The organism is Candidatus Didemnitutus sp., from assembly GCA_019634575.1.
Lineage (GTDB): Bacteria > Verrucomicrobiota > Verrucomicrobiia > Opitutales > Opitutaceae > Didemnitutus.
In genome coordinates, this window is record JAHCAY010000001.1 from 3,489,115 (window position 1) to 3,500,546 (window position 11,432).

General features: G+C 67.7%; 13 protein-coding genes. 6 read left to right on the top strand and 7 right to left on the bottom strand.

Annotation, left to right across the window (positions count from 1 at the left end; genetic code table 11):
* Positions 1–70 precede the first annotated feature (70 nt).
* From KF715_14520 to KF715_14535, 4 genes are all read right to left on the bottom strand, one after another.
* Positions 71–1,009, bottom strand: coding sequence for a ChaN family lipoprotein (locus KF715_14520; GenBank protein MBX3737907.1), 939 nt, complete (start codon positions 1,007–1,009; stop codon positions 71–73).
* A 40-nt stretch (positions 1,010–1,049) separates the two neighbouring features.
* Positions 1,050–1,541 (bottom strand): cytochrome P460 family protein, encoded by a 492-nt coding sequence (locus KF715_14525; protein ID MBX3737908.1) that lies wholly within the window; start codon positions 1,539–1,541, stop codon positions 1,050–1,052.
* Positions 1,542–1,724: 183 nt separating this feature from the next.
* Complete coding sequence (locus KF715_14530; GenBank protein MBX3737909.1) at positions 1,725–4,073, bottom strand: ATP-dependent RecD-like DNA helicase; 2,349 nt, start codon at positions 4,071–4,073, stop codon at positions 1,725–1,727.
* Between the two features lie 59 nt (positions 4,074–4,132).
* Positions 4,133–4,894 carry a hypothetical protein gene (locus tag KF715_14535; GenBank protein MBX3737910.1) on the bottom strand — a complete coding sequence of 254 codons (762 nt, stop codon included), beginning with the start codon at positions 4,892–4,894 and terminating at the stop codon, positions 4,133–4,135.
* Between the two features lie 200 nt (positions 4,895–5,094).
* Here KF715_14535 and KF715_14540 point away from each other — a divergent pair, with 200 nt between their 5' ends.
* Positions 5,095–5,643: a hypothetical protein gene (locus KF715_14540; GenBank protein MBX3737911.1), complete on the top strand. Its 549-nt coding sequence runs from the start codon at positions 5,095–5,097 to the stop codon at positions 5,641–5,643.
* A gap of 24 nt (positions 5,644–5,667) precedes the next feature.
* Here KF715_14540 and KF715_14545 read toward each other — a convergent pair whose 3' ends face one another.
* On the bottom strand, positions 5,668–6,225 hold the full coding sequence (locus KF715_14545) for a DUF2059 domain-containing protein (protein ID MBX3737912.1): 558 nt from the start codon (positions 6,223–6,225) through the stop codon (positions 5,668–5,670).
* Here KF715_14545 and KF715_14550 point away from each other — a divergent pair.
* From KF715_14550 to KF715_14565, 4 genes are all read left to right on the top strand, one after another.
* Positions 6,224–6,775 (top strand): MaoC family dehydratase, encoded by a 552-nt coding sequence (locus KF715_14550; protein ID MBX3737913.1) that lies wholly within the window; start codon positions 6,224–6,226, stop codon positions 6,773–6,775. The genes KF715_14545 and KF715_14550 overlap by 2 nt on opposite strands.
* A 97-nt stretch (positions 6,776–6,872) precedes the next feature.
* The gene (locus KF715_14555; GenBank protein MBX3737914.1) at positions 6,873–7,235 is read left to right on the top strand and encodes a DUF1304 domain-containing protein; all 363 of its coding nucleotides are present in this window, start codon (positions 6,873–6,875) and stop codon (positions 7,233–7,235) included.
* 40 nt (positions 7,236–7,275) lie between these two features.
* On the top strand, positions 7,276–7,731 hold the full coding sequence (locus KF715_14560) for a DUF2721 domain-containing protein (protein ID MBX3737915.1): 456 nt from the start codon (positions 7,276–7,278) through the stop codon (positions 7,729–7,731).
* Between the two features lie 132 nt (positions 7,732–7,863).
* On the top strand, positions 7,864–8,316 hold the full coding sequence (locus tag KF715_14565) for a DUF2721 domain-containing protein (GenBank protein MBX3737916.1): 453 nt from the start codon (positions 7,864–7,866) through the stop codon (positions 8,314–8,316).
* A gap of 212 nt (positions 8,317–8,528) precedes the next feature.
* Here the strand turns inward: KF715_14565 and KF715_14570 are convergent, their stop codons facing one another.
* Both KF715_14570 and KF715_14575 read right to left on the bottom strand, forming a co-directional pair.
* Positions 8,529–9,176, bottom strand: coding sequence for an HAD family hydrolase (locus KF715_14570; protein ID MBX3737917.1), 648 nt, complete (start codon positions 9,174–9,176; stop codon positions 8,529–8,531).
* Between the two features lie 58 nt (positions 9,177–9,234).
* Positions 9,235–10,140: a nuclear transport factor 2 family protein gene (locus KF715_14575; GenBank protein ID MBX3737918.1), complete on the bottom strand. Its 906-nt coding sequence runs from the start codon at positions 10,138–10,140 to the stop codon at positions 9,235–9,237.
* A 146-nt stretch (positions 10,141–10,286) separates the two neighbouring features.
* On the opposite strand from KF715_14575, the gene KF715_14580 reads away from it, so the two are divergent.
* Complete coding sequence (locus KF715_14580; GenBank protein MBX3737919.1) at positions 10,287–11,432, top strand: ABC transporter permease; 1,146 nt, start codon at positions 10,287–10,289, stop codon at positions 11,430–11,432.

The window sequence follows — 11,432 nt, forward strand, 5'->3', positions numbered from 1 at the left end:
GGCGACCAGCGCGCGGTGCGGTGGAGCGCTTGCTCGAGCATCGCCCCCCCGCGCGATCATGCGCGAAGCGCTACGGCGTGGGCGTGGCCGCGGCGAGCGGCAGCACGCGCAGGTAATCGCCGGGCGGGCGGGCGAGGGCGCGGAGGTCGGCGTGCGAGATTTCGATGTCGCGCATCGCGGCTTTGTCGGCGGCGGTGAGTTTGAGCTGGCCGCTCTCGGTCGAGAGCACGATGCGGTCGACGATGCCCGGCAGGCGCCGGCGGACGCGATCCGGCGTGCCGAGGCCGAAGCGCACGTGGCCGGTGCCCGCGACGACCACCGCGGCGCGCGGCGTGCCGTCCGGGCCGATGAGCGCGCGGGCGGCGGCGATGTTGGCGGCCATGGTCTCGTCGCGCGCCACTTGCGCTTCGAAGACCGGGCGCAGTTTCGCGGGGTCCATGGCCATGTGCACGGCAAGCTGGAGATTGAGCAGGCGCTCGTAGGGCGCGTCGTTGAGTTCGATGTCGGCGGGCAGTGTGGCACGCTGCTCGGGTGGGAGCTTCGCGAGGCCACCGCCGCGGCTGACGGCGCGGATGACGTCCGGCGGGGCGTTGAGCGCGCGGACGGGGATGGAGTTTTGCTGCGCGAATTCGCAGAGCGCGCGGTAGTCGGCGTAGTTTTTCCACTTCTTCTCCCACGCGAGTTCGGTGGCGAGTTGGGCGAAGGTGAGCGCGCCGGCGTTGAAGCGGTCGATCGTCGGCTGATCGCGCACTTCGAGCTGCTCCATGCACAGCGTGAGCGCGCGGCCGCGGGCGTGGAGTTCCTGTAGCACGCTGAGCTGGACGGCGTGGTGACGGTCGATGGTGTGCGATTCGCCGACGTAGACGACGTCGGCTTTCGCCAGATCGGCGAACACCTCTGCGTTGCCGGCCTCCTCGCCGGTGACGAGGTCGAGCCAGAACTCGGCGGGGTTGGCGAAGACGGAAGCGGTGGCGACGGCGGTAAGCATGGCGAGGCGTGCGAGGCGCATCGCCGGAGTCAATCGATCCCGCGGCCCGAGACGAGCCGGATCAGGACTTCAGCCGCGTGAAGACGAACTGACGCGGAGCGACCTTCGTGTGGCACGCGTAGCAGGCCTGGGCCGCGTTCATTTCCAGCGCGGCGTGCGAGGCGATGTCGTAGTCCTCGAATTGCCAGCCGCCGGTCTCGGCGAAGCGGGCGTCGCGAACCATCGTGCTGGTCGAGGCGCGTTCGCCGCAGGCGAGGGAGCCGTCGGGTTGCGTGACGACCTTGAAGATGTCGAAGACGAGGACGGCGCCTTCCGGATAGCTGCCGGTGCGCAGGCCTTCGAGGGCGGCGGGATTGGCGTAGACGAAGCCGGCTTGGGTGGGCTTCTGGCCGGCGGGGACCTTCGTGAAGTCCGGTGCCTTCACCTGTTTCCATTGCAGAAAATCCTCGGGGAACGGGGCGTGGGCCGGCGCGGGATCGGCGGCGTGAGCGAGCGCGGCGAAGGGAAGGAGCACGAGCGCGAGGAGCGCGGGACGGAGGCGGCGTGGGGTCATGGCGCGCGAGAATTCCGCGCCGGCGTGACGCGTCGAGCGATTTGCGACGACCTGCGGGCCGCTCGGCACCAAGCGTGCGACGAATCGCACGTCGCTGCGCGGAGCAGGTCGGAGCGGAGTGGCGATCCGCTCCCGCCGGTGGGTGCGTCTGCGTGGGTCAATGCGGCGGCGGGGCCGGGCGGGTCAGCGGTCGGCGACGATCTTTTCCCGGAGGTGGGTGCACCGCTGCTTCGACTCGGCGTTACGCACGGCCATCGAGTAGGCGGCGGGTTCGCCGACGACGAAGACCTTTTTCCGGCCGCGCGTGATCGCCGTATAGACGAGGTTGCGCTGGAGCATCATGAAATGCGCCTTGAGCAGCGGCACGATCACGACGGGATACTCGCTGCCCTGCGACTTGTGGATGCTGATGGCGTAGGCGAGCGCGACCTCGTTCATCTCGCCGCGCTCGAAGACGTGCTGCTCGCCGTCGAAGTCGGCGATGAGCGTGCCCTTGGTGAGATCGGTGCTGACGATGGTGCCGATGTCGCCGTTGAAGAGGCCCTTGTCGTAGTTGTTGCGCAGCTGGATGAGTTTGTCGCCGACTTCGAAGGTGCCGTTGATTGTGCGGATGCCGCGGGCGGGCTCGTTCTCCCGCGCCCGGAGGTCGCGGGCTACCTCGGCGCCGCCGGGGACGTCGGCGCCCACCTTCCAGGGTCGGAGCGCGGCTTGGAGGCGGGTGTTGAGGTTGGCGACGCCGGCCGTGCCCTTGTGCATCGGCGCGAGCACCTGCACGTCGGTGATCGGATTGAACCACTTGAAATGCGCCGGGATGAAGCGCGTGGTGAGCTCGATGACCTTCGCGAGGCAATCCTCGGCGTCGGTGGCGGCGATGAAGTTCAGGTCGCTCCACGCCTGCGCCTTTTCGACCTCGGTGTGCACGGGCGGCGGATGCGCGTGGCCTTCGTTGATGGCGTGCGCGGTGGTGACTATGGCACTTTCTTTGCCCTGCCGATAGACGAAGGAGAGACGAGTCACCGGAAGCTGAGAGCCGAGGGCTGAGAGCTGAGCACTGACGGCTATGAGATCCTTCAGCACGTTGCCGGCGCCGACGCTCGGGAGCTGGTCGATGTCGCCGACCAGGAGCAGGTGCGCGCGGATCGGCACGGCTTGCAGCAGCGCGGCAGCGAGGCGCACGTCGAGCATCGAGGCTTCGTCGACGATGAGGAAATCGGTCGCGAGCGGATGCGACTCGTTCACCGTGAACGCGCCGTTCTCGAACTTCAGCAGGCGATGGATCGTCGAGGCGAAGCCGCCGGTCGTCTCGGCGAGGCGCTGCGCGGCGCGGCCGGTGGGCGCGGCGAGGGTCACGCGGACTTTCTTGGCCTTCAGGATGTCCACGAGCGCGCGCAAGATCGTGGTTTTGCCCGTGCCCGGTCCGCCGGTGAGAATGGTGAACTTGTGCGTGAGCGCGTTTTTGATCGCGGCGGCTTGCAGGCCGTGGAACTCGAAGCCGGCCTTCTCCTGCGCCCACGTGACGGCGGCGTCGACCTTGATCGGCGGCAGGCCGCTGGCGTGCGCGCCGAGGCGACGCACGACGTCGGCGATTTTCTGTTCCGCGCGTGAGTTGGCGGGGAGCTGAATGAAGGCCGCTTTGCCGGCGCCGTGCGCGACGATGGCTTTCTGCGCGATCAAGGCGTCGATGCGCGCCTCGACGCGCTCGGCGGACGTCTCGAGCAGCGTGGCGGTGTAGGTGACGAGCTCCTCGCGCGGGTAGGCGGTGTGGCCGTCTTCCTGCAATGTCTCGAGTGCGTAGATGAGGCCGGCGTCGAGGCGCGGCGCGGCGTCGTTGGCGAAGCCGAGATTGATGGCGAGGCGGTCGGCGGTCTTGAAGCCGATGCCGTCGATCTCGCGCGCGATGCGGTAGGGTTCCTCGCGGATGATCTGCTGCGCGGCGGCGCCGAACTTGTTCACGATCTTCACGCACTGCGAAGTCGTGACGCCGTAGGTTTGGAGGTAGATGTGGACTTCGCGGAGGGTTTTCTGCTCGTCCCACGCGGCCTTGATCGCGGTGGCGCGGACCTTGCCGATGCCGGGGACTTTGCGGAGCTTGCCGGATTCCTCGCTGAGCACGCGGAACGTGTCGGTGCCGAACGCGTCGACGATCTTGTTGGCGTAGACCTTGCCGATGCCGGGGACGAGGCCGCTGCCGAGGTATTTGCGGATGCCGTAGACGGACGACGGCAGCTCGCTCTTGTGCGCGGCGATCTTGAATTGCGCGCCGTGCTGCGCGTGTTTCACCCACTCGCCGGTCAGCTGGAGCGTCTCGCCGCACTGCACGCCGGGGAGCGTGCCGACGATGGTGACGCGATCCTCGGCGCGCTCGGCGGTGTCGGGGCGCAGTTCGGCGATGGTGTAGTGGTTCTCCTCGTTGAAGAAGATGATGCGCTCGAGAACGCCGACAAGGGAGTTGGAGGAGGGGGCCGCCACGAGAGCAAGAGGTTGGCGACGTGGACTGGAAAGAAAAGCGCGGAGCGCGGGGGATGCGGTCAAACGAAAGGCCGGACCTCGATGGCCCGGCCTGTGGTGGTCGAAAGAGTTCGGCTAGGCGCTCAGTTCGGGCTGGCCGGCACGTTAATCACGGGAGTCTCGACGGGCGTCAGGGGATCGAGAATTTCGTTGAGGACTTGAGTATTGGTGGTCGGCGTCACGGTAACACCCGGGACGGTGGTGGCCGCAGCGGTGAGCGCGGCCACGGTGGCGCCCGAACCTTGGGCCGTGGCTTGGACAACGGCGCCGACAGCCTGATTCAGGGTCTCACCTGTGACGGTGCCGGCGGAGCCGAGGCCCGAGACCGCATTCCGCACGATGGTGGTGGCTTGCTCCGGCACGGCGGTGGCGACGACCTTGACCACGAGGGCCAGCTGGGTGAGAGCGGCGGGAGTGTTGCCGGAGAGCTTGGCGACATCGGTAACGGCCGCGACCAGGTTGGTGGCGAGGGCTGGGTTGCTTTTCACCAAGGACGAAAGGCTGGTGGGCGCGGAGGCGAAGCCGGTGGAGCTGATCACGACGCCCGTGCCCGCATCGATCGTGACCGACTGGCCGTTGGCGAGCTTCACCGTGACCTGACCGCTGAGCGCGGCGACCGTGGTGTTGCCCTGCGCATCGAGGTCGGTGAACGTCATGGTATCATCGCTGCCCCGAAACTGCAGCGTTTCGTTGGCGTCCACGTTTTGTCCGGTAGAAGTATCAACATGACCGCGGTGCACGGTCATATTGTTGTCTCTAAAAGTCACCAAGCTGGCGTGGAGCGAGCTGGTGACCGCGAAGGCGACGAGAAGGGCGAGGAGGCGCGGGAGCATGGTGACTTTCATGAAAGTTGGAAAATGAAGGAGGGGAGCGAAGGGATTTTCCTTCGGGCGTCAAGAGACGCGGACCCCGTGAGGCCAGAGTAGATTTCTTCATCGAAGAGATTGAGTTCGAGGCCGTCACGCATGGGAGATGCTGCAAAAGGCAATGCGATTTGATCCACAAGCAGGCTCGCTCCGGTCGGGCGGTTGATTGAAAAAAGAGCATGCTGCTCGACGAGCTCGAAACCGAACCGAGGATTTCCGTGCCGCAGTTGCGGCAGTGGCATGAGCGGAACTGCACGCATGCACGTTACGCGCAGACTGTGGCGGAGGCGATCGTGAGCGGCTCGCCCGCGCTCGAGTGGACGGGCGCCTGGCTGTTGCGGCGCTGGTTGAGCGACGGCGGGCTGCCGCCGCTGGAAGCGTGGACGATCGTCGTCGATGGTTTGGACGGCGTGCGCTCGCACCTCGGTCGGCTGATTCTCTGCCAGCTCTGGGCGGAGAAACCGGAGTTGATCGAGCTGGCTCCGGCGGAGGTGACGAGTTTTTTGCGCGAGCAGTTGGATGATCCGAAAGCGACGGTCCGCGTGTGGAGCCTGAACGCGCTGTGGTTCGCGGCGAAGCGGCATCCGGAGCTCCGCGCCGATGTGCGCGCGGCGGTGCGGCGCGCGAAACGCGATCCGGAGGCCTGCGTGCAGGCGCGGTTGCGGCAGATGGGATTGGTGCCGTATCCGGAAAAGAAAAAGCCCGCCGCGAAAGGCGGCGGGCGGTAGCGCGGTGGGCGCGGGCGGAGCGAATCACTTCGCCGGCTCGGCGGGCTTGGCGGCGGCCGCGGCGGCGGCAGCGGCCGCGTCGGCTTTCGCTTCCTCGGCCTGCGCGTCGGCGATGATCTGTTGGATCTTCGGCATCAGGCCGCGTTGCATCTCCTGCACGGCCGGCATCAGGCGCTTGGCGATTTCGGCCTGCTTGAGTTGGGCGCTGGCGCCTTCGGGCGAGGTGTAGAACGCCTTCATGGCTTTCAGCTCGGCGTCGGTGAAAACGTCGGCGTAGATCGTGTCCATTTTCGTGAGCAGCGACTTGGTCATGTCGACGCTCAACGCCATGATTTTCCCCTGCAGCGCCTCGGCGCGGGCGCGTTTCTCGGGTGACAGGTTGGCGGAAGCGCCGGCCATCTGCGTGGCCATTTGCTTCATCTGGCCGGTCATGCGGTCGATGAGTTTGTCGGCCTGCATGGCGGCGATGACTTCGCGCGCGAGCGCGAGCTTGGCGGCGTCGGGCGCGGGCGCCGGAGCGGGAGTTTGGGCGCGAGCGCCGGCTGCGACGGCGAACGCGAGGAGGAACAGGATTTTTTTCATGATGGTGAGCGCGCTGGCCCGGCGCAGTCGCGAGCAAAGCACAGCGGCGGCGAAATTCAACGCGGCGTTGGACAACCCGCGCGAAACGCGCACGCTGCGGCGCATGCTCACGTGGGAAGACCTGCAACCCGGACAGAAATTCGGCACCGCGGAATACGAAATGACCGCCGCGGAGATCGTCGCGTTCGCGCGGCAGTATGATCCGCAGCCGTTCCACACCGATCCGGTGGCGGCGAAGGATTCGCTCTTCGGCGAGCAGGTGGCGAGCGGCTGGCACACGGCGGCGGTGAGCATGCGCCTGATGGTGCAGGGCGAGATGCAGGTCGCGGGCGGCGTGATCGGGCACGTGGTCGAGGAGTTGCGTTTCCCTCGGCCGGTGCGGCCCGGCGACCGCTTGCGTGTCGCGCAGGAAGTGGTGGCGAAGAGCGAAATGCCCGGACGCCCCACGCATGGGCGGCTGACGTTGCGCAGCCGGACCTACAATCAGGACGGGAAAACCGTGCAGCACATGACGTCGCAGCTGGTGATTCAGCGGCGGCGTGCGGAGTAGACGGGGGGCGAGGCGGAGCGCCCGCGTCGAGCGCGTCGTGGGGACGCGAGCGGTTTCGGCGCTTGGCGAACGGCGGCCCACGCGGCACCGTGCGGCCATGTCCCTCGCCGCCACGCTCCTCACGGCGCTCGTTGCGCTGCTGCACGTCTACTTCCTCGTGTTGGAAATTTTCCTCTGGAACACGCCTTACGGGCGGCGCGTGTTCGGGCTGACGCCGGAGTTCGCCGCGGCGAGCCGGAAGCTCGCGATGAATCAGGGGCTCTACAACGGCTTCCTCGCGGCGGGTCTCGTCTGGGGCATGGCGGCGGCGGGCGAACTCGGTTTCGCGGTGCGTGTGTTCTTCCTCGGCTGCGTCGTGGTGGCGGGCGTGTTCGGCGCGGCGACGGCGAGCCGGAAGATTCTCTTCGTGCAGGCGCTGCCGGGTGCGCTGGCGATGGCGATGACGTTCGGCGCGCGATAAGCGGATTGCGACGCGCGGGGCGGCGGGCAATCTCGCCGGCATGGAATCGCTCTCGTCGCTCCTGCCGATCATCCAGCTCGCGATCACGCCGGTGATTTTGCTGTCGGGCATGGGTGCGTTGATGATCGTGCTGACCAACCGCATGGGACGCATCGTGGATCGCACGCGGCAGCTGGCGGAGGCGATTCCCGAGGCTGGCGGCGAGACCCGCCAGCACTTGGAGGATCAACTCGAGATCATGTGGGCGCGCTCGATCATGATCCGGCGTGCGGTGACGGCGGCGGGATTCAGCATGTTGTCATCGTGCTTCCTGATCGTGACGCTGTTCTGCGGCGCGCTGCTCGAGTGGCGGGTGCGCGAGGTGGTGCTGTTCCTGTTCGGGCTGAGCATCGTGCTGCTCATCGCGTCGCTGGCGGAATTCCTGCGCGACATCTTCTCCGCGCTGCATGCGCTGCGTTTGCAGATCGACCGGGCGAAGGGACTGCCGCGGCAGTGAGCGGGGGCGGCGCGCGGTCCGACGCGTGTTCCGGGGCGCCGACGGCAGGACATGCGCTGGCTCTGGCAACGGGCGCGCATTCGTGACGAAGCCGGGCATTGCGCCGCCCGGTGGCGGACCTAGCGTCGAGCCATGGACGCTATTCCTCCGAGCATGTTGCCCGTCATCCAGGCTTCGGTCACTCCCGTGATCCTGATTTCGGGCGCGGGCATGTTGCTGCTGACGCTGTCGAATCGCATGGGACGCATCGTGGATCGCACCCGGGCGCTGGCCCGCGAATTGCGCGAGCATCCCGAGCAGACGAGCGCGCGCATCGAGGAGCAGCTCACGGTGCTCACGGTCCGCACCCGGCTGATCCGCTCGTCCGTGATGTGGACGGTGTTGAGCATGCTCTCGGCGTGCCTGCTCATCATGATGATTTTCGCCACGGCGGTGCTGAAGATCGGCGGCGAGGTGCTGGTGTTCGCGTTCTTCTTCGGTGCGATCGTGCTCCTGTTCGGCTCGTTGATCTATTTCGCGCGCGAAATGGTGCTGTCGCTGCACGCGTTGGAATCGGAAGTCACTTGGTCGCGGCAAGGCAAGTAAGGCATTCCTCGCGACCGCGCCGGCGGAGCGCGTGAGCGGCGGCGTGAGCGGCGACATTACGTATTACGTAATGAACGGCCGGGCGGGGCCGCGTGGCTCGGCCGCGGGCGAGGCGGACGCGCGGTTGTGGGAGCGCGGCGGCGGGCGTGGGGCTGCGGGTTTGCGGCGGGGTAATTTTGCGTATTACGCAAAATTGCCCGAAGGACGAAATCTCAGCAGCGGGCGAGGACCGCCGGCGCGGTGGACGGGAGGTCGGGGAAAATTTCGGTCGCGCCGGCGGCGCGCAGCGCGGGCGCGTCGTGCGTGCCGGTGGTGACACCGTAGAAGGCGAGCCCGGCGTTCAACGCGGTCGCGACGTCGTAGATGGAATCGCCGACCAGCGCCGTTTCGGCCGTCGTCGCGCCGAGGGCGTGCAGGGCGTGGTCGACGAATTCGCGCTGCGGTTTCAGCCAGGGCGTGTCGCCGGCGCCGAAGATGCCGTCGAGCTGGGGCGTGATTTTCAGGTGCGCGCAGACTTCGCGCGACGCGTCGCCGCGTTTGTTCGTGAGGGCGGCGCATTTCACGCCGCGGGCCCGCAGCGCGCAGAGCAGTTCGAGCGTGCCGGGGAAGATCGCGGCGTCCTGCAGGCTCGTGGCGTGCCAGTGTTCGAGGTAGATGGGCAGGATGCGCGCCACGTTGGCCTCGCCGGCGAGATCGCGGATGGCGTCGTCGAGTCCGCGGCCGATGGCGCGTTTGACCTGGTCGAAGGTCGGGGCGGGCAGCCCGAGCTGCTGCATGGCGAAGGAGTGGCAGCGGTGGATCGCGTGAAATTGGTCGACGATGGTGCCGTCGAGGTCGAAGAGGACGGTGCGCAGGCGCATGAGCGTTTCAGGCAACGCTCGTCGCATCGCGGCCGCCAGCCGGAAAACTGCGCGAGTGTTAGCTTTTCTTCGTCGCGTCGGTCGCGGCCGGTGCGGGCGGCGCCGGTTCCGGATCCTGGGTGCCGTGGTCGAGCGCGATGCGCCACGCGCCGTCGCTGGGCGAGCGCTTCCAGACCGTCACGAACTTGCCGTGCGATTCGAAGGGCTTGGCGTCGACCGTCGCGGCGAAGCGATACGGGCCCCACGCCCAGCCGAGGTCGTGGGCGGCGGATTCGACGAGAATTTCGGCTTCGCCGAAGGTCCTGGCGTCGCGCGGGATTTTGGTCGCCACGGCTTCCTCGATCCGGCGCTGACCCTCGGCGTCGAGAAACATGATCAGGGCGTCGGGCGCGATGTGGGCGAGGAACGCGCTCGCGATGCCCTGTTTCGCCGCCGCGAGGAAATGGTTCTCGGCGTGCTGCAGCGACCCGGTCAGGACGGCGCGGGTGGCGGCAACGGCGGGAAACGTCGCTGCGTCGGACGGCGTCGGTGCGGCGGGCTGGACGCCAGCCCAGTTGGTGAGGAAGAGCTGCCACTCGCCGTCCGCGCTTTTCCGCCAGAGCTCGACGAAACGGCCGTCGGTGCGGATGTGTTCGCCGGTGGATTTGCGGGTGAACTCCAGCCGGTAGTCGCCGCGGACGAAACCGACGTCGTGCGACGCGGCCTCGATTTCTTCGGTGCTGGTGGCGGTGAATTTGGCCGTCGGCGAGATGCGGTGGGCGAGCGCGTCGTCGAGCTCCGCGCGGCCGCGGGCGTGGAGAAACATCAGGATGCCGTCGTCGGCGAAGGCGGCGCGGTAGGCGGCCGGGAGGTTTTCCGCGGCGGCGGTGTGGAAGCGGGTCACGGCATCGTGCAGCGGCGCCGGTTCGGCGGCCAGGACGGCGGCAGTGAGCGACGCGAAGGCGAGGGCATGCAGCGATTTCATCGGAGCGAGGGTGGGGATTTCTTCGGTGGGGCGAGCGCGAAAAGCCCAGTGCGGACGCCGTCGCGACGAATCGGGCCGCGGCGCCGATCAACCGGTCCGGAGAAAAAGTTCTGGTGGCCGCGGGCTGCCCGGGCGAAAGTGGGCGGATGCCCGATGCCGCCGCCACCGCCCGAGCCGAAGCTCACTTGGCGGACGGCGTGTTGACGGTCGTCGTGGGTGGCGGCTGGCAGATCACGGCGGACCGGCCGGATTGGCACGATCTCGCGGAGGAGGCGATGGAGGCGACGGGCACGAAGGAGCCGCCGAAGAAAATCCGCGTGGAGGGGCGGGGCGTGACGGATTGGGACAGCGCGCTGCCGCTGTTCGTCGGGCAGGCGAAACGCGGCGCGGAGGCGATCCACGCGCAGTTCGAGACAGTCGACCTGCCGCACGGCGTCGACCAGCTCGTGTTGCAGCTGGGCCAGCCGAAGGCGCCGAAGCACGAGGATGCGGCGCTGCCGGACCTGTTCACCGCGGTGGGAAATTTCGCGACCGGCCTCGTGCGCGAGCTGCGCGACATCTCGCGGCTGGTGGGCGAATGCGTGTTCAGCATCGCGCGGTTTTTCCGCGGACAGGCGCAGTTCCGCTGGCGCGATTGCATCCACGAGATGCAGCAGTGCGGGGCGATGGCGCTGCCGATCGTGGGGCTGATCAGCTTCCTCGTGGGCATCATCCTCGCGTATCAGGGCGCGGTGCAGCTGCGGCAGTTCGGCGCGGACATCTATGTGGCGGACATGGTGGGCGTGGCGGTGATCCGCGAAATGGGGCCGCTCATGGCCGCGATCGTGCTCGCGGGCCGCACGGGTGCGGCGTTCGCGGCGACGCTGGGCAACATGAAGGCGAACGAGGAGATCGACGCGCTCGAGACGCTCGGCGTGTCGCCGGTGGATTTCCTCGTCATGCCGCGCATGGCGGCGCTGTTCCTGATGATGCCGTTGCTCGCGCTCTACTCGAACGTGCTCGGCATCCTTGGCGGACTCGTGATTTCGGCGGGCATCCTCGACATCCCGGCGAGTCTCTATTGGGCGGAGACGAAGACGATCGTCGACCTGTCGGACCTGTTCGTCGGCCTGATCAAGGCGGGCGTGTTCGGCATCCTCATCGGTTTATCCGGGTGCTTGCGCGGCCTGCAGGCGGAGCGCAGCGCGGCGGGCGTCGGCGCGGCGGCGACGCGCGCGGTCGTGACGGGCATCCTGCTCATCATCGTCTTGGACACGGTGTTCGCGGTGATCTTCAACATTCTCGGCTGGTGA

What these genes read in the sequence shown, in the direction of transcription:
- KF715_14520 (MBX3737907.1), bottom strand. Translation starts at nt 1,009, where the DNA reads ATGCGCCTCGCACGCCTCGCCATGCTTACCGCCGTCGCCACCGCTTCC.
- KF715_14525 (MBX3737908.1), bottom strand. Translation starts at nt 1,541, where the DNA reads ATGACCCCACGCCGCCTCCGTCCCGCGCTCCTCGCGCTCGTGCTCCTT.
- KF715_14535 (MBX3737910.1), bottom strand. Translation starts at nt 4,894, where the DNA reads ATGAAAGTCACCATGCTCCCGCGCCTCCTCGCCCTTCTCGTCGCCTTC.
- KF715_14540 (MBX3737911.1), top strand. Translation starts at nt 5,095, where the DNA reads ATGCTGCTCGACGAGCTCGAAACCGAACCGAGGATTTCCGTGCCGCAG.
- KF715_14550 (MBX3737913.1), top strand. Translation starts at nt 6,224, where the DNA reads ATGATGGTGAGCGCGCTGGCCCGGCGCAGTCGCGAGCAAAGCACAGCG.
- KF715_14545 (MBX3737912.1), bottom strand. Translation starts at nt 6,225, where the DNA reads ATGAAAAAAATCCTGTTCCTCCTCGCGTTCGCCGTCGCAGCCGGCGCT.
- KF715_14555 (MBX3737914.1), top strand. Translation starts at nt 6,873, where the DNA reads ATGTCCCTCGCCGCCACGCTCCTCACGGCGCTCGTTGCGCTGCTGCAC.
- KF715_14560 (MBX3737915.1), top strand. Translation starts at nt 7,276, where the DNA reads ATGGAATCGCTCTCGTCGCTCCTGCCGATCATCCAGCTCGCGATCACG.
- KF715_14565 (MBX3737916.1), top strand. Translation starts at nt 7,864, where the DNA reads ATGGACGCTATTCCTCCGAGCATGTTGCCCGTCATCCAGGCTTCGGTC.
- KF715_14570 (MBX3737917.1), bottom strand. Translation starts at nt 9,176, where the DNA reads ATGCGCCTGCGCACCGTCCTCTTCGACCTCGACGGCACCATCGTCGAC.
- KF715_14575 (MBX3737918.1), bottom strand. Translation starts at nt 10,140, where the DNA reads ATGAAATCGCTGCATGCCCTCGCCTTCGCGTCGCTCACTGCCGCCGTC.
- KF715_14580 (MBX3737919.1), top strand. Translation starts at nt 10,287, where the DNA reads ATGCCCGATGCCGCCGCCACCGCCCGAGCCGAAGCTCACTTGGCGGAC.